Genomic DNA, 16786 nt, shown 5'->3' on the forward strand with positions numbered 1-16786 from the left:
TCTTGAAAGTAGTTGATTTCCGCTCCATGTGCTTCGCTTTCCGCGGGGCAGGCGGTGAGCCACATTCGAAAGATTCTCTTTTAAGTGTCTCACCTGCCCACCTGTCCCGCAGGAGTCTCACACCTTGCGCTCCAATCAACTTGCAAAGAAGAAAGAAACTAGAACCCAAAGCACAATTCTTTAGAAAGAACTAATCAAAAAAGCCCTCCCTTGGGGGCTTTTTATAATTCTCGCATGTACCGTATAGATACGTATTTGTTACTGCCTTGACTAATTTTTTCTGATTGCTTAACAAAACCCTTTGCTTCATAAAAAGGAATGCCTTTTTCGTTATCTTTCTGCGCAGACAGCCATTGCTTCTTTATGCCTAGATTTCGTTGATAATCAGTGTAATAGCTTAACAGTTTAGAGCCAATTCCCATGTTTCGCTTGTTTGGGTCCATGTAAAACACAAAGATCTCTCCTGTTTCTTCCCCTGTCGTTCCCCCGCCGATCGCACCTACCACTTGTCCATTCTCTTTCGCCACAAAGTATCCGTGCCAATAATTGCTGCACTCTGTCACTTCTTTTAAGATACGGTCTTCGTTATAGTATTCTTCTATCACTTGGTTTACATAAGCTTCGTCTTCTAAATAACCATACGTTGCTCTCCATCCTTCTGAACATACTTTGGCAATGCCTGAAACATCTTCACGACCTGCTTTTTCCAATGTAAGATCAGCTATTTCCGACAATTTTCCCACCTCTTTTTTAGTCTCAACTCCCCTATTATAAGCTTTTTTTGGTAAAATATAGGTATGCAGCTCAGTCAGTCATAGCCTATTTTCAAAGAGAAAGGCGGAAGATTTTTTGACAAATTTAATTACGAAAAATGAACATGTTTACGACATGCTAGACACCCTATTACGTGATGAAGGCACCTTCTGGAACTCTTTTTATGAAGATCGAAATAAGAAGATTCCTTTTTTTGTTGATGCACCTGATGAAAACCTAGTGAACTATTTGGAGCGTGGATGGATTAAGCCTGGTCGTGTCCTTGAACTTGGATGCGGACCCGGACGAAACGCGATCTTCCTTGCCCAACTTGGGTTCGAAGTAGATGCGGTAGATCTCTCTACTGAAGGTCTAGATTGGGCTTCTGAACGTGCCTCTGAAAAAGGGGTGGATGTGAACTTTATTCAAAGCAACATTTTTAAACTAAATCTGCCATTTCATGAATATGATTTAATCTATGATTCTGGCTGCTTTCACCACGTTCCTCCTCATAGACGTGTAAGCTATTTAAATCTATTAAACAACTGTTTAAAAGAAGGCGGACATTTTGCCATTACTTGCTTTGACGCCGTTGGAATGGGCTTAGATATCCCTGATAAGGATGTTTATAGGGAGCGCTCGATGCAAGGCGGTCTTGGATACACGTTTGAACGAATGAGGGAAGTTTTTCTGAGTTTCAAGAGGTTGAATTACGCAAGATGAAGGAAATCACACAGCCAGCTGATACATTTGGTTTGTCTTTTTTAAATGCAGGGTTGTTTAAGCGATAAAAAGAAACACTTGGAGCTGTGTCTCCAAGTGTTTTATGAATAATCCCATTTTGTAGGCTGATGATAAACTGTTGAAAATCTTTTATAGGCCCTTGTTATGAATTTTTAGTCCTTGAAAATTTTTTATGGGCCATTAAATTATTTTATAGTCCTTCAAATTTATTTATAGACCTTCAAATTATTTTATAGGCTTTTCGACAATTATACCTAACTCATTATCTATCCAAAACTACAAAATCCCGCCACTCTTCTGGCAGCATCTCCACATACTTTCTCGTTAAAAATCGGTCATCAACGAGAACGAGCGTCCCCCGGTCCTCTTCTGATCTGATTACTCGGCCGCCAGCTTGGAGTACTTTATTCATTCCCGGATACACATAAGCAAAGTCGTAACCATTCTTGCCCGTACTTTGGAAATAATTCTTCATCGTGTCACGATCTAATCCTACTTGCGGCAGTCCAACCCCCACAATGACTGCACCGGTGAGCTTGTCCCCTTTTAAGTCGATTCCTTCTGAGAAAATGCCCCCCATGACAGCAAATCCTACAAGAGATTTCTCCCCTACAGAATCAAAATGAGCTAAAAACGTTTCTCGTTCTTCCTCCGTCATGGCAGGATGCTGCACGATGGGATGAAATGCCGGATCCTCTTCTAACACCCCTTCATACACATCTGTCATATAACGGTATGATGGGAAAAAGACGAGATAATTGCCAGGTCTTTTTTTACTAAATCCATAAGCATTTCTACAATAGGCTCTATCGATTTTTCACGGTCTTTAAACCGAGTCGAAAGTGGCTGAACAAAGATATCCAGCTGATCTTTTTCATATGGATAAGGCATTCGAATCACATAATCTTCTTCCTCTCCACCTAGCATTTCACGAAAATATGAAAGTGGTGAGAGGGTTGCCGAGAAAAAGACACGTGAACCGTATTTTTTACCCGTTTGAAAAAGCAGCTGTGATGGGTCCATACAGAACATACGAACAGACACTTCACTCTTATAAACAGAGATGAACGTAACAAATCTTTCATCATAAAACTGAGAAATCTTCACCCATTGCAGTGCTTCAAAAAAAGTTTCCAATAAACGCTCGTCACTGTTCCCGCTAGCTAACAACTGTTCAGCCTGAACTAAAAATGCTTCGAGACATTTCAGCAGCTCTTCTGGCATATCAGGCACAGCCACTTCTTTCTCTCCATGTTCTTTTTTTAATTTCAATAGTTCATCATTTACTGCTTTAGCTGTTCTCCAAACCCCATCATGCTTTCCTTTAAAATCACGGGAGAGCTGTAAAAAGGATGACTTTCTAATCTCGGCTGAATACATAACTCGCGCCCGATCCACTAAATTGTGTGCTTCGTCCATCAATAGTACGGTACGCTTTTTTTGCTCTTCAAACAATCGTTTAAATGAGACTCGCGGATCAAAAACATAGTTATAATCACAGATTACAGAGTCTGACGCATACGCAAGATCAATAGAAAACTCGAACGGACACACTTTATGCTTTTGTGCATAGTCGGATATAACCGTTCGATCCATCACCGTCTCATTTTCCAAAATATCAAGTACAGCTTCGTTGATCCTGTCATAATACCCATCAGCAAACTCACAATACGCAGATTCACACCTTGTTTCCTCTTTAAAACAGACTTTATCTTTTGCCGTGATGGTCGTACTTTGCAGAAACAATCCTTTCTCCTTCATTAACATTAGCGCTTCTTCCGCGTTCTTTCGGTTTAGCGTTTTAGCTGTTAAATAAAAAATTTTCTCCGCTTTATCCTCGCCAATGGCTTTGACAGCAGGAAAAAGAGTCGAGATCGTCTTGCCGGTCCCTGTCGGTGCATTCGCAAAAAGTGTCTTTTTATCAGCGATTGTTTTATATACAGCACCAGCAAAGTTACGCTGTCCGTTTCGGTAAGCAGCAAAAGGAAAAGCTAACTCTTGTATGCTATCATTTCGTTTTTGCAGATTATGTAGTCTTAGCTTCGCATACGGAGCATAACTTTTCACAAGTTGGAGCATGAATTCCTCCAGCTCCCGAAAGGTCACGTTTTCCTGAAACCTTTTCTGTTCGCCCGAATCGACCTGAACATATGTAAGCTGTACCGTTACGTTTTCTCTATCTTCTCTTTCCATGTACATATAGGCATAGACTTTCGCTTGAGCCCAGTGAACGGGATAGGATTCTCTCGTAATCTCATTTATATTCCGAGCGGTTGATTTGATCTCATCTATCGTTACCGCTCCATCGCGAAAAAGAAGACCGTCGCAGCGCCCCTCGATCATGTATTCCAAACCTTCATGAAGATAGCTAGTTTGTAAAAAAACCTCTGCTGCATCAGCTTCATCATATGTTTTTTGTATCGTTTGATGGGCTTTAGTTCCCTCAATTAAAGAGGAGGTCGACTTAAATCCTGATTCGATACTCCCTGAACGAAAAACATATTCTACTAGCGATCGAACAGAGAGTTTCACAGAATAAGTCATAAGATCACCTGCCGATTCCGATTAAAATAATAGCTTTATTGTAGCATAAAAGAAATTTGATCCTCTATTCCGTTTCCAATATCTATCAATTTCATCATACTTTAGTTAAACATTAGTACTATTCCTATAAATAGTTATTGCTACAGAAAACTTTTATGATAAAATTTAAAGAGTTTGAAAGCGATTACATAAATGTCTAGGGGGCTATACAAAATGTCTACTTTATCTGCTTCTCTCGTAAAAACACTGAACTTAAAAAACTTTACACATGGTACTTCCCAGCAGCGAAAAGAATTTGGAGTTCAATTTGAAGCCGGTTTAAAAGAAACGGGCTTTATCATTTTGGAAGGTCATGGTGTGAATACACATCTGATTGAAAAGAACTATGAACTTTGGGAGAAGTTCTTTACTCTTGATACAGCTATTAAAGCGAAGTATGAAGGTGTTGAAGGCGGTGCGCGTGGATACACTGGTTTCGGAAAAGAGCATGCGAAGAATCGTAAAGTTGGAGACTTAAAAGAGTTTTTTCATGTTGGTCAAGAGCTTCCAGTAGGCCACCCGCTTTCCAGTGACTATGCAGCAAACGTATGGCCAGAGGAAGTGGCAGAGCTTCGCCAGTACGCGTTGAACTTCTACCGTGAACTTGAGCGTGTTGCCCGCAACATGCTTGAAGCGCTAGCGATTCAAATGGATCTGCGTCCGAGATTTTTCGCAGACATGATCCAAGACGGCAACAGCATTCTACGTGCGATTCACTACCCGCCGCTTGATGATTCTATGGATAAAGGTGCCATTCGTGCAGGTGAGCATGAAGACATTAACTTGATCACTCTTTTAGTAGAATCAACGGCTTCTGGTCTTGAGCTTCTAACACGTGAAGGAGAATGGGTTCCCGTTAAAGCTGAAAAAGGACAGATCATCGTTGACGCTGGCGACATGCTTTCACGCATCACGAACGAAGTGATCCCAGCAACAACACATCGAGTGGTAAACCCTGAAGGCGAGAACACATCTCGTTATTCGATGCCGTTCTTCGTGCATCCTTACCCGAACTCGCTGCTCGAAACGATTCCATCATGTATTTCTGCAGACAACCCTGAGAAGTATCCTCCGATTACAGCTGGTGACTTCTTATATGAGCGTCTAGTTGAGATTGGTTTAATCAAAAAATAAACGAAGAAAAAAGCTGACCCTAAGGGATTGGCTTTTTTATTGTACAACATGCCCGCTATAGTGTTTCTCCCAATCTTTTTCTTGCTGGGTTTGAAGCATCCCAACCTTCCACTTATCCATTTTATTAAAAGAAATGGATACGTCCGGATAGTGTTTCTCTTTGCCGCTTTCCATCATAACGATGTCAACATTGCCAATAGGCCAGCCGTCATCCGTACGTATACTTAAATGATCGTATGATTTCATGTAAGTTCCCTCAGTAAACAGTTTATTATTACGGCTTACCCAGCTGTTTCTTGCGCTGTTTTCCGGAATAGTTACGTCTTCATCATAAGCTCCATTATAAAAATAGACCTTTTCAAAAGCTTTTTCAAAATCTTGACTGGAAGCATGCTTTAAAAACTGTGATGCTTGCTGGCTCGCTTGGAATTTCACCCATAGATCTGGTCCCAAAAGTAAAGAAAATGCAATGAAGAATATCCCCGTTACGATCCATGTAACTTTTCGAAAGTTCCTCATAGAAATACCTCTATTCTTTTTTCTTCAAAATAACCATTTATTGTAATTTTGTCTATGGTAGAAACATGATAGATGTATGTAATAACTACTATTTATCAATGAACATGCAAAAATAGCCCTCTTATTCAGAGGACTGCTTAACTGCATCATCGTTTAGATCTGCTGTACAGTTTTGGCACTTTACTGCTCGTAACGGAATCGTGGACAAGCAATATTTGCATTCTTTCGTATCTGGTTCTTTTACTTCTTCCTTTTTCTTCAGGCGGTTGATCTGCTTCACCACAAGAAATATAACAAGAGCAATGATAAGAAAGTTGATCAGCGTATTGATAAAAAGTCCATAATTCAGTGTGGCCGCTCCAGCTTTTTGAGCGTCAGCTAATGAGGAATAATCCCCTTTTCCTAAGTTTATGTAGAGATTGCTAAAATCTACTTTTCCAAGCAGCAAACCAATTGGCGGCATAATGACATCATCAACGAGTGAAGTGACGATTTTACTGAACGCTGCTCCAATAATGACACCGATGGCAAGATCAATCACGTTACCCCGCATAATAAATGTTTTAAATTCGTTCCACATCTAATCTGGTTCCTTTCTATATGGCTATTATATGTATAACCATACAGCATTCAGTTTCAAACGTCATCCGAAATCAATTCACGTCACCTTTTTTCAAATTCACCGTCAGAATGTCCTTCACATCTGTACATATATCAGCTTCATACGTTAGTTGGATAAGTGCTACACTGTCTATTGTGGCATGAAAAGGCTGGATGTTTCTTGCCGAATAATCAAACGCTTTTACTAAGTTTTCATGTGTTAGGTCCATTACGAGCGTGCAATGAGGCACCCACTTAGAAGGAATATACAATGACTCTTGGTTTACATCTTTCTTAAACTGTTCATGATAACGCTGATGAAAATTTGTCAGAACGTTATCTTTAGTCGGTGCTGCATATAATGTTCCGCTGTTCAAAAAAATGGCTAGAGAAGGGAAAAAGAGAGGTACGGCAGCAATACCTTGAAAGTAATCTTGAAAAGATGTTTTGAAAGACTCAATATCTACTTCTGGATGCGTGCCAAGTGTTACATGCGGCCTCATACCATGACCCACGATTCCCTCTTTTACTAGTCCATCCCTAAGTTCATTTATCTTCTGTTCAGTCTCACTGTTTAAATAAGCAATTACACCGTACATCTTATCAGCTCCTAATATAATTTCCGTCCATATAAGTCAACTATAGTGTTAGTTCTAGTGTAATTATACACGAAACCATCTTTTGGTAAATGTGTATATACGTTAAATAAGGCTTCCGCTCTTGTCCCGAAAAAATGGGCTAATTCCGCCCAAACCTTTAACTTGTACCTCTAATATTCTGTCATTGTAAAGAAGGAGGTGGGTTAAATGGGATATAAGTACGGAAACAGTTTCGCTCTAATCGTAGTGCTATTTATCTTGTTAATCATCGTTGGGTGTTGTTGGTGCGGTGGTTACGGCGGTGGTTATGGCGGAGGACACGGCTGGTGCTAATCAGTTCATTTCCTGAGTGGAAATAAGAGCGCTGATCGATCCAATTAATCAATTGCGTTAAAACCTTTTGCTTTAACAACCCCTCGTATGATAACAGAGAGAAAACCAAGAGAGAGAAAACTAGAGAGAAAAAGACCTGCACTCTATTGAGGGCAGGTCTTTATATGATTTCACAGTGACAAACGAGGAATATCATAAAGACGAGGATTAATTAAGAAAGCGTCGTTCTTGATCTATCAGCCAGCTTTTTCTTTGCTTAATGTAAATGATTGAGCAAATGTGGTTTTTGGCTCGTTCGTGTAAATTCCCATCCTAGAAATGACCTATCAATTAAAAAATTAAGAGGCTTGGCTCAAAAGTAGCGTAACTTTTAAGCCCATGCCTCTTTTTTATGCGCTAAACAAAAAAATGAAGTAAAACTGTATTTTTGAAAGAGACATAATTTCGTTTTGTATGTATGTGGTGAACACCAAAAATTATATTCACGTTAATTACAATATATTCACGTTAATTTGAATATATTCACGTTATTTCGTTTTTATTCACGTTAAATGCAATAATTTCACGTTAGTTGTGAATCCCCCATTAAATGCCCAACCACAACAAAACCCACAAACTAAAAAACATCGCAGGAGCCACTCTGCAATGTTCGTCTAATCCACTTGATGAAGCAAACTGCTTTCATCCTATAAATTGATTACTTTTTTCAGCAGCAGATCCTTCTGATCAGCCCTTCCCTCTGCCTTCTTCACCTTTCCTGCCACTTCATAAACAGCAAGGTCCGGATTTTCCTCTAACAAAGAAGCTGTACTTACTTGGCACTCAATCAGTAAATATACGAGATCACCTTTTACTTCTTGTTTTAAAATCTCTACTTCATCTGTTCCATGAAATCCTACAGAAGAGCCGATGACAACATATTCTCCAACTAACGTAGGATCTGCATCATCACTGCTTACGGCTGCTGAAACAGACGCTGATTTTTTCTTTTTAACGAAAGAAGAACTAGATTGCAGCACATAGGTCAAGTCTTCCACCATGGCGCTTGCCGTTGGAAGTTTTCCTGCCCCTGCTCCTTGAACGGTTACTTTACCGGCAAGACTGGTTTCAACCATGATCGCATTTTGAACATCTTCCACCCCATACAAAGGGTGAGCGGCATCAACCAATACCGGTTTAACTGATGAAATGAATTGGTCGCGGTCACGGCGGATCCGCGCCAAATGCTTTACCTTATAGCCCCAGTCCTTAAATACAGCGATCTGCTCTGATGTTACTTCTGTTATTCCTTTACGTTCAACGTCCTCCCACTCTGGCGTTTCACCAAACGACAACTCGCTAAGGATCATTAACTTATAAAAAGCATCATGGCCTTCTACATCGCTTGCAGGGTCAGCTTCTGCATACCCGAGCTTCTGTGCAGTTTTCAACACATCATGAAAGGCTAATCCCTTTTCCCTCATATTCGTTAAGATATAGTTGGACGTACCATTAAGAATGGCTTCAACGGAATGAATTTCGTTTACTTGAAGCAGTTGTGCGATGCTGCGGATAATTGGCGTTCCTCCTGCCGTTGTGGCTTCGAAACCAACGAGGCGTTCTAATTGTTCCGCTTTATCCAGCAGCGTTCTTCCGTGTCTCGCAAACATCACTTTGTTCGCTGTGATCACATGACACCCTTTTTCAAGGGCACGGCTCAAGTAAGTGAAACCAGGCTCTTCTTCTACAATCGCTTCAAACACGATCTGAAGTCCCTCAATATCCAGGATCTCCTCAAAGTCTGTTGTGACAAGAACGTGTTCATCCACATCACGTTTTTTAGATCCGTCTTTTACTAAGATTCCTTCAATCACAACCTCTTCACCCAAAACTGCTTTAAGTTGCTCACTATGTGTTTTCAGTGCTTCATATACACCTTGGCCGACGGTTCCAAACCCGAGCAGCGCCGCTTTAATAGGTGCCATATTGCAGCCTCCTTTCTTGTTTCAATGCTTCTTTTACATAAGGTCCCCATTTTTCAAATTCGACTAAAAACCCATCATGACCAAAGTCTGTTTGTATAGAATAATACGTTCCAAATCTCGTATGTTTTACAAAATCCTCAATCACTTCTGGAGGGTATAAAAGGTCGCCTTCATAACCGAATGCATGCACTTCCGCTTGTATTTGTGAAGCTGCACGCTCCCAGCCTCCAAGGCGATCCCCTATATCATGGGCATTCATGGCGTAAAGAAGAGATACATAGCTGTCTATATTGAACCGTTTTGTCAGCTTCTCTCCCTGATACGTAAGGTAGGAATCCACTTGGAAGAACGGTTTTCCTTCTTCATCTCTTTCCTTCACTTCTCGGTTAAAACGGTCGTTAAATAGTTTAGGCTGGCGGTACGTTAATAACCCTGCCATTCTTGCAATCTCCAAACCTGCTAACCTCTCGCTGCCATCGTAATTACCGCTTTTATATACCGGATCATTCTCGATCGCGTGAAGTGCAAGTCTATTAAAAGCCATGCCATAATCACTTAAATACGGGGTGGCTGCAAAAACAAACACTTTTTCTAAAAAATACGGATACTGCACAGCCCATTCTAAGGCTTGCATCCCGCCAAGTGATCCACCCAACACGGCCAAAAGTCTAGGAATCCCTAAAATACCGAGTGCCTGTCGCTGTGCTCGCACCATGTCTCTTACCGTTACAAAAGGAAACGTCTTGCCGTAAGGTTCTCCCGTTTCAGAGTTGGTCTTTGTTGGACCTGTTGAACCGCTGCATCCTCCCAGCACATTGAACGTAATGACTTGAAAATGGTTTGTATCGATGTAATGATCGGGACCGATTAACCCTCTCCACCAGCCTGGATCTTCTTCTGATCCGAACGCATACTGATTTCCAGTCAAAGCGTGACAAAGTAGGATGACAGGACCATTTGCGTTCCCTGTTTTTTCAAAAGCGAGTTCCGCATCTGGAATAACTTTGCCTGACTCTAAAGCAAATTCGCCGATCCTCACCTTACCTATTTTTCTCGTGGTTTCAAGCAAGTTTTTGTAACTCACGGGCTTTCAGCTCTCTTCGCAAAATTTTTCCGCTGATCTTTGTTTTTGGCAGTTCATCTACCACTTCGATCTCACGAGGCGCAGCATGTGCTGCAAGCTCACCTCTGACAAAGATACGGATTTCTTCCAAAAGCTCACTGCTCGGTGTGTATCCATCTTTTAATACAATAAAAGCTTTCACGATCTCACCGCGGATCGGGTCCGGTTTTCCTATAACTCCCGCTTCTGCCACAGCTTTATGCTCGATCAATTTGCTTTCCACTTCAAAAGGTCCGATTCTTTCTCCTGAAGAATTGATCATGTCATCTGATCGTCCTTGGAAAAAGATATACCCATCTTCGTCCTGATAGGCAAGATCTCCTGAAACATACCATTCACCCCAGCTAAAATAGGAGTTATACTTTTCAGGATTTTGCCAAACTTCTCTCATAATGGCTGGCCATGGTGCTTTGATCGCTAAGTGACCGACTGAATAAGGAGGCAATTCTTTCCCGTCTTCATCTAAAACGGATACGGTAATGCCTGGAAATCTTTTTCCCATTGAGCCAGGTTTGATCGGTTCAGTCGGCAGATTGACGATCAGCTGTGCACCCGTTTCAGTCATCCACCACGTATCATGAATTCTTTTACCAAGAATATTCTGGCCCCAATAAATCACTTCAGGATTCAACGGTTCTCCCACACTCAAGATGTGACGAAGATTTGATAAATCATAGTTCTCAGGCAGCTGATTTCCTTTCGCCATCAGCATCCGAAAAGCTGTTGGCGCGCTATACCACACCGTCACACCTGTTTTTTGCAGTGTTTCATACCACGTTTCCGCTTTAAATCTGCCACCGTGAACGACGATCGTTGCTCCGTTTAAAAGAGGAGCGAACACACCATACACGGTTCCTGTTACCCAGCCCGGGTGAGCGGTGCACCAATACACATCATCTTCTTGAAGATCTAAGACCCAGCGGCCTGTCAAGTATTGCTGTCCCATGGCACGATGAGCATGGATAATTCCCTTTGGTTTCCCTGTTGATCCTGACGTGTAGTGGATGTTCAAACCATGTTCCGGGTCTACCCATTCGATTAGACGATCTGTGTTATCAACTGTCTTCAGCTCATCATGGATTGAGATCTCTCCATCTTCACCTTCACCATCCGTTAAAAACACAGTGTGAAGACTTGGCAGTTCTTGACGCGGTACTCGCTTATAGAGATCACGATCCGTAATTAAAAACGTTCCTTCACAATCTGCGATACGATCTCTAACCGCATCTGACATAAATGCTTCAAAAAGCGGTCCAACAATGGCTCCTATTTTAATGGCTGCAAGCATTGCAATGTGACAATGTGGATGCTTAGGCAGGAATACGAAAACAAAATCACCTTTTTTCACCCCATGCTTTTTTAAAACAGCTGCCCACTGATCTGTTGTTTCCTTGAGCTCTTTGTAACTAATTCTGTATTCTTCAGAATCATCTATATAATGAAGGGCCGTTTTTTCTCCTCGGCCCTCTTCGACATGTCGGTCCACACATTCGTAAGCCATGTTTGTTCTGCCGTCGAGTCTTCTGTTGAATTTGTCTTTCACGAAGTCCCATGAGAAAGGAAGGTCCACTCTATCTGTATCAATATTGTGTGTTCCAGCGACTGGTTGTATGGTGGCTAGTCTCGTCATTGCGGTTCACCTGCTGCTTTCTTTTCGACATTTAGTAGATTTAAAATGTGCGCTTTTTGTTTGGATAGATACGCATCTCCACGTGTTCTAGGCTTTGGTTTCTCGACCTGGACTTCAGCGAATATCTCACCTGGCTGACCTTTTAAAATGAGTATTCGATCACATAAATAGAGCGCTTCGTCAATGTCATGCGTGACGAGAAGCATCGTCGTTTCCTTTTTTCGCCAGATCGATAATAGAAGATCTTGCAGCTGCATTTTTGTAAAAGCATCTAGAGCACTGAACGGTTCATCTAAAAGAAGAACTTCTGGTTCTGTAATGAGCGCCCTTGCAATCGCTGTCCGCTGCGCCATCCCACCAGATAAGTCTTTCGGATAATGATTTTCAAAACCCGTAAGTCCAACAAGATCTAAATAGATTTGATATTTATTAGAAGTTCTTTCTTCTTTTTCTAAGCCGAATGAAATGTTTTTACAGACGGAGAGCCACGGCAGAAGGCGAGGTTCCTGAAACATCATACCGACTCCATTGCTTGCTCCATCATTATTTGAGATGTTGCCTTCATAATGTGGATCTAGCCCGGATAGCACACGAAGCAAAGTGCTCTTACCGCAACCGCTCGTGCCTAGAATCCCAATGATTTCTCCCTTATTTACAGTGAAGTTGATGTTTTGAAATCCAGCTTGATCATTATTAAACGTTCGTTTTAATCGATTCACATTCAGCATCTGTTTCCCCTCCTTCTACACCTGGTTGTTTATGCTGTCTTGCCATTTTAACGAACGATATTCAATCCATTTTAATAACCCATCTGTACCTTTTCCAAGTATGGCAAACAGCAGGATGCTCGCAATAACCGTGTCCGGTGAATAGGTGTTCTGACCGACAACAAGCAGATAGCCTAAGCCTTCACTTGCTCCCATCAGTTCTGCTGCTACTACAAACATCCAGCCTAGCCCTAGTCCGCTTCGCATACCTGTAATGAATGATGGCAATGCAGCTGGTAAAATAATGCGCTTCGTTAACTGAAATGGTGTTAGTTGATAAATTCTTCCTACCTCAATCAGCTTGCGGTCAACGCCTTGAATGCCTGAGACGATATTCAAATACACTGGGAAGAACACACCAACTGCAATCAATGAAATCTTTGAAGGTTCTCCAATCCCCATCCATAAAATGAACAGAGGCACCCACGCAAGCGATGGAATAGAACGGAATGCTTGGAACAATGGATCTAAAAGCTGTTCAGCCGATTTGGCGTAACCAACGATCGCTCCAATCACTACTGCTGCTACTGTACCAATTGTGAAACCTAGAAAGACACGAGTCAATGTGATGGACACGTGACCAAAAAGAGAACCATCTCTATACATGCTAGTTATTTTCTCTAAGATAACACTCGGTGCCGGAAGCAGGTGTGGTGCAAGAAATCCTGCTCTAGCGGCAATCTCCCAAGCAATGAGAAGGATGACCGGCAGAATGGACCCAAGAACAAACCCACTGCCAATCTTAAATAATCCTTTTGAAGAAGAGAGCTTTTGAGGGAAGCTCTCTGTCCCACTTTCCATTTTTGTGTTTCCGAAATCATCGACACTTCCTCCTCTCACTCTTTATTTATTGATTACTTTTTCTGCATATTTAGGGTTAATCAGTTCACTTACAAGCTTTTTGATGTCAGTATCTTTTTTGACAATCTCTTCTGCCTGGAGAACTTCGCCTGCAGCCGATATAGCTTTTTCGTGCTGTGATCCTGGAACAGGTTCCGAGAAGTTGTTTCGTTGGAGTTGTTTTTTTGCGACATCTTCTTTAATTCCCGCCTCTTCAGATAAAAGTTTTGCTGCTTCTTCCGGATTTTCAAGTGTCCATTTTCTTGCTTTTTCATAAAGTTCAATCACTTGCTCTACTTGTTTCGGATGGTTCTTAGCAAATTCAGATCGTACGTTTAATGTTCCATACGTGTTGAAATCCGGATTGCGGTAGATGTACTGTGCACCAGATTCTACTTCTGTTCTAGCCATATGCGGATCTAATCCAGCCCAAGCATCCACTTGCCCTTTTAGTAAGGCGTTGGCACCGTCTGCGTGCTGCAGATTTACGATTTGTACGTCTTTTGCAGAAAGGCCAGCATCTGCAAGTGCCCGCAGTAAGAAGATGTGTGGGTCTGTTCCGAACGTAGCCGCTACCTTTTTCCCTTTAAGGTCTTTCACATCTTTAATTGGTGAACCATCCTTAGCAACAAGAGCCGTCCATTCAGGCTGTGAATAGATGTAAACCGATTCGATCGGAGCTCCTTTGTCTTTTGCGATAAGTGCAGCAGCACCAGCAGTGGACCCGAAATCAACACTATCGGAATTCAGGAACTCAAGCGCTTTGTTGCTTCCCTGGCTCTGTACCCATTCCACTTCGATGCCTTCTTTTTTAAACGTCTCTTTTGCCCAGCCAAACTTCTTCAGTGCTAAGCTTGTTGGCGAATAGAATGCGTAATCCAATCTGATCTTCTCGGGTTTTTCCCCTTCTTTTGCTGAGCTTGAACATCCAGCTAACACCAATGCGCCAGCAATACCTAGACCGAGCGCTACCTTTTTCCAAATCTTCATAGTATGTTTCCCTCCACTTTTTTATCTCTTTAATTTTTATCTCTTTATAATTCACAAGCGTATGTTGCGATCGTTCCTCTAAGACGCTGTGCTTCTTTATACGTACAGCGGTTATGAACCACATCAATTCCAGCTTCTTTCGCAATCCTTGCCGCTTCTGGTGAAATGACGCCTTCTTGAAGCCAGAACACTTTCGGCTGAGTAATAGCCGCTTCTTTCGCCAGTTCAACCGCTGCTTCAGGACTTCTAAACACTTGAACAACGTCGATTGGAAACGGAATGGACTTCAGATCTGGATATGCTTTTTCATCAAGCACTTCCGTTTCTCTTGGGTTAACAGGAACGACCTTATATCCGAGGCGCTGCATTTTTCTTGCAAGTCTGTGACTTGGCCTTGCTGGATTTGAACTTAGCCCTACGATAGCAAGTGTCTTAGGGCGCTGAATTTCTTGACCGTTTTCTACCGCTTTATAAAGTGATGATTGCAATGCCCAGCGAATGACCCCTTCATCATTAATCGTGATCTCTGTTTTGTCAGAACCGATGCCCGTTGCGACTTGAATGGCGCGATCAAGATCATTCGTTAGATCTTTCACCGATTCAAGTCCGATCGATAAGCGAATGAGTTCTTCTGTTACGCCTGTTGCAAGCAACTCTTCACCGCTTAGCTGCTGGTGTGTTGTTGAAGCCGGATGGATAATTAATGATTTTGCATCTCCCACGTTTGCAACATGTGACCAAAGTGAGATGTTGTTGATTACTTTGCGTCCGGCATCGCGTCCGCCTTTGATTCCAAAGTTTACGATCGACCCGAAGCCGTTGCTTAAGTACTTTTTTGCCAGTTCATGACTTCGGTGAGATGTTAACCCCGGATAGGACACCCAATCGACTGCTGGATGTTTTTCAAGATAGTCAGCAACTTCCTGCGCATTTTTTGTATGTTTTTCTACTCTTAAGTGCAAAGTCTCTAAACCTTGTAAAAGAAGGAACGCATTATGCGGGCTTAAGCAAGCTCCAAAATCTCGTAATAGCTGTACGCGCAGTTTCGTTGCAAATGCCAATGTTCCAAAATCATTTGCATATCGGAGTCCGTTATAGCTTCTGTCAGGCTCCGTGAATCCCGGATACTTTTCTGAGTTCCAATTAAAACGTCCTCCGTCAACCACCACTCCACCGATTGCCGTTCCGTGTCCGCCGATCCATTTTGTAGCTGAATGGATGACGATATCCGCTCCCCAGCTTAAGGGCTTTGTTACATATGGTGTTGCGAAAGTGTTATCAATTAGAAGCGGCACTCCGTTTTCATGTGCGATGTCCGCTACTGCTTCAATATCTAGTACATTCAGGCTCGGGTTTCCGATTGTTTCAGCGAAAAAAGCTTTCGTGTTTGGTGTAACCGCCTTTCTAAAATTCTCTGGATCCTCAGCGTCAACGAATTTTACGTTGATTCCGTATTTCGGAAGAGTAGTAGAAAATAAGTTGTATGTTCCGCCATACAGATTTGTAGCAGCAACGATCTCATCACCAGCATGTGCGATATTCAGAATGGCAAGTGCGATAGCTGACATGCCTGATGAAGTAGCTACCGCTGCTACACCGTCTTCTAGGAGGGCTACTCTTTTTCAAACACATCTACTGTCGGGTTTCCAATTCGGCTGTAAATGTTGCCTGGCTCATCGAGTGCGAATAAACTTTGTGCGTGATCGGTATCTGAAAAAACATATGAAGTAGTTTGATAGACTGGCACCGCTCGCGATCCAGTCGTCGGATCAGGCGCTTGCCCTCCGTGTAAAAGCAATGTTTCAATATCGTATCCGTCAAAAGATTTAGTCATGTTAACCTCTCCTTGTTTTTGTAAAATTAAGTTGGTAAAACGTATAGGAAAACTAGGGATAAAGATTAGAACTCTTCCCTTGTTTCGTATGCAATTTTTAAAATGAAAATGGATTGCGGTGTGAAGTTTTATGTTGAAGAAAAATAAGGGGAAAAAGAAAAACCCCTTCCTAAGAAGAGGGTTTTGGTCCTCCTCTTATCTTTCAGATCAAAAACGATCTGTAGGAATTGGCACCTTTCCAAACCAAATGTGGTTTGTTGGTTGCCGGGCTTCATCGGGCCTAGTCCCTCCGCCTCTCTGGATAAGAGATAATTAAATTATGTTTAACACATTACCGTGCTGATGTTTGTTTTGTTCTTGAATAGGATTATAG

Annotated in this window: 14 protein-coding genes, 2 pseudogenes and 1 riboswitch; of the genes and pseudogenes, 3 read left to right on the plus strand and 13 right to left on the minus strand. The window is 42.0% G+C overall.

Annotated features, from left to right (window positions below):
- Window positions 1–221 precede the first annotated feature (221 nt).
- On the minus strand, window positions 222–734 hold the full coding sequence (locus tag ACEWFH_RS18590; protein WP_473725203.1) for a GNAT family N-acetyltransferase: 513 nt from the start codon (window positions 732–734) through the stop codon (window positions 222–224).
- 154 nt (window positions 735–888) lie between these two features.
- On the opposite strand from ACEWFH_RS18590, the pseudogene ACEWFH_RS18595 reads away from it, so the two are divergent.
- Window positions 889–1544: pseudogene (locus tag ACEWFH_RS18595) on the plus strand (class I SAM-dependent methyltransferase).
- A 215-nt stretch (window positions 1545–1759) separates the two neighbouring features.
- Here the strand turns inward: ACEWFH_RS18595 and ACEWFH_RS18600 are convergent.
- Together ACEWFH_RS18600 and ACEWFH_RS18605 are read right to left on the minus strand one after the other, a co-directional pair.
- Window positions 1760–2224, minus strand: a complete 465-nt coding sequence (locus ACEWFH_RS18600) for a helicase C-terminal domain-containing protein (protein WP_473725204.1) — start codon at window positions 2222–2224, stop codon at window positions 1760–1762.
- Entirely contained in the window at window positions 2221–4041 is a 1821-nt protein-coding gene (locus ACEWFH_RS18605) for an ATP-dependent DNA helicase (RefSeq protein WP_473725205.1), read from the minus strand. Before ACEWFH_RS18605 ends, ACEWFH_RS18600 begins: the two co-directional genes overlap by 4 nt.
- Window positions 4042–4254: 213 nt before the next feature.
- On the opposite strand from ACEWFH_RS18605, the gene ACEWFH_RS18610 reads away from it, so the two are divergent.
- Window positions 4255–5214, plus strand: coding sequence for an isopenicillin N synthase family dioxygenase (locus ACEWFH_RS18610; protein WP_473725206.1), 960 nt, complete (start codon window positions 4255–4257; stop codon window positions 5212–5214).
- A gap of 36 nt (window positions 5215–5250) precedes the next feature.
- Here the strand turns inward: ACEWFH_RS18610 and ACEWFH_RS18615 are convergent, their stop codons facing one another.
- From ACEWFH_RS18615 to ACEWFH_RS18625, 3 genes are all read right to left on the minus strand, one after another.
- Window positions 5251–5733 carry a hypothetical protein gene (locus ACEWFH_RS18615; protein WP_473725207.1) on the minus strand — a complete coding sequence of 161 codons (483 nt, stop codon included), beginning with the start codon at window positions 5731–5733 and terminating at the stop codon, window positions 5251–5253.
- Between the two features lie 121 nt (window positions 5734–5854).
- Window positions 5855–6313, minus strand: a complete 459-nt coding sequence (gene mscL, locus ACEWFH_RS18620; protein ID WP_473725208.1) for a large conductance mechanosensitive channel protein MscL — start codon at window positions 6311–6313, stop codon at window positions 5855–5857.
- A gap of 73 nt (window positions 6314–6386) precedes the next feature.
- The gene (locus ACEWFH_RS18625; protein ID WP_473725209.1) at window positions 6387–6932 is read right to left on the minus strand and encodes a 2'-5' RNA ligase family protein; all 546 of its coding nucleotides are present in this window, start codon (window positions 6930–6932) and stop codon (window positions 6387–6389) included.
- Between the two features lie 207 nt (window positions 6933–7139).
- Between ACEWFH_RS18625 and ACEWFH_RS18630 the strand changes: the two genes are divergently transcribed.
- Window positions 7140–7265 (plus strand): YjcZ family sporulation protein, encoded by a 126-nt coding sequence (locus ACEWFH_RS18630; protein WP_473725210.1) that lies wholly within the window; start codon window positions 7140–7142, stop codon window positions 7263–7265.
- A gap of 686 nt (window positions 7266–7951) precedes the next feature.
- Here ACEWFH_RS18630 and ACEWFH_RS18635 read toward each other — a convergent pair.
- From ACEWFH_RS18635 to ACEWFH_RS18665, 7 genes and pseudogenes are all read right to left on the minus strand, one after another.
- A complete protein-coding gene (locus ACEWFH_RS18635; protein ID WP_473725211.1) occupies window positions 7952–9229 on the minus strand; it encodes a homoserine dehydrogenase in 1278 nt (425 codons plus the stop codon).
- Entirely contained in the window at window positions 9216–10313 is a 1098-nt protein-coding gene (gene metX, locus ACEWFH_RS18640; protein WP_473725212.1) for a homoserine O-acetyltransferase MetX, read from the minus strand. The genes ACEWFH_RS18635 and metX overlap by 14 nt, the downstream gene beginning before the upstream one ends.
- Entirely contained in the window at window positions 10291–11982 is a 1692-nt protein-coding gene (gene acsA / locus ACEWFH_RS18645; protein ID WP_473725213.1) for an acetate--CoA ligase, read from the minus strand. The genes metX and acsA overlap by 23 nt, the downstream gene beginning before the upstream one ends.
- Complete coding sequence (locus ACEWFH_RS18650; protein WP_473725214.1) at window positions 11979–12710, minus strand: ABC transporter ATP-binding protein; 732 nt, start codon at window positions 12708–12710, stop codon at window positions 11979–11981. Before ACEWFH_RS18650 ends, acsA begins: the two co-directional genes overlap by 4 nt.
- A gap of 15 nt (window positions 12711–12725) precedes the next feature.
- Window positions 12726–13550, minus strand: coding sequence for an ABC transporter permease (locus tag ACEWFH_RS18655; RefSeq protein ID WP_473725215.1), 825 nt, complete (start codon window positions 13548–13550; stop codon window positions 12726–12728).
- A 42-nt stretch (window positions 13551–13592) separates the two neighbouring features.
- Window positions 13593–14579: an aliphatic sulfonate ABC transporter substrate-binding protein gene (locus tag ACEWFH_RS18660; RefSeq protein ID WP_473725216.1), complete on the minus strand. Its 987-nt coding sequence runs from the start codon at window positions 14577–14579 to the stop codon at window positions 13593–13595.
- A gap of 44 nt (window positions 14580–14623) precedes the next feature.
- A pseudogene (locus ACEWFH_RS18665) lies at window positions 14624–16413 on the minus strand (PLP-dependent aspartate aminotransferase family protein).
- A 192-nt stretch (window positions 16414–16605) separates the two neighbouring features.
- A riboswitch (SAM riboswitch) is annotated at window positions 16606–16721 on the minus strand.
- Window positions 16722–16786: the final 65 nt, after the last annotated feature.

It is taken from the genome of Fictibacillus sp. EA-CB0309 (genome assembly GCF_055814265.1).

Bases quoted from the DNA above. Each gene is read 5' to 3' on its own strand.
- ACEWFH_RS18615 (WP_473725207.1), bottom strand. From the start codon at position 5,733: ATGAGGAACTTTCGAAAAGTTACATGGATCGTAACGGGGATATTCTTC.
- ACEWFH_RS18600 (WP_473725204.1), bottom strand. From the start codon at position 2,224: ATGACAGATGTGTATGAAGGGGTGTTAGAAGAGGATCCGGCATTTCAT.
- ACEWFH_RS18630 (WP_473725210.1), top strand. From the start codon at position 7,140: ATGGGATATAAGTACGGAAACAGTTTCGCTCTAATCGTAGTGCTATTT.
- ACEWFH_RS18605 (WP_473725205.1), bottom strand. From the start codon at position 4,041: ATGACTTATTCTGTGAAACTCTCTGTTCGATCGCTAGTAGAATATGTT.
- ACEWFH_RS18625 (WP_473725209.1), bottom strand. From the start codon at position 6,932: ATGTACGGTGTAATTGCTTATTTAAACAGTGAGACTGAACAGAAGATA.
- mscL (WP_473725208.1), bottom strand. From the start codon at position 6,313: ATGTGGAACGAATTTAAAACATTTATTATGCGGGGTAACGTGATTGAT.
- ACEWFH_RS18610 (WP_473725206.1), top strand. From the start codon at position 4,255: ATGTCTACTTTATCTGCTTCTCTCGTAAAAACACTGAACTTAAAAAAC.
- ACEWFH_RS18635 (WP_473725211.1), bottom strand. From the start codon at position 9,229: ATGGCACCTATTAAAGCGGCGCTGCTCGGGTTTGGAACCGTCGGCCAA.
- ACEWFH_RS18655 (WP_473725215.1), bottom strand. From the start codon at position 13,550: ATGGAAAGTGGGACAGAGAGCTTCCCTCAAAAGCTCTCTTCTTCAAAA.
- ACEWFH_RS18650 (WP_473725214.1), bottom strand. From the start codon at position 12,710: ATGCTGAATGTGAATCGATTAAAACGAACGTTTAATAATGATCAAGCT.
- ACEWFH_RS18660 (WP_473725216.1), bottom strand. From the start codon at position 14,579: ATGAAGATTTGGAAAAAGGTAGCGCTCGGTCTAGGTATTGCTGGCGCA.
- acsA (WP_473725213.1), bottom strand. From the start codon at position 11,982: ATGACGAGACTAGCCACCATACAACCAGTCGCTGGAACACACAATATT.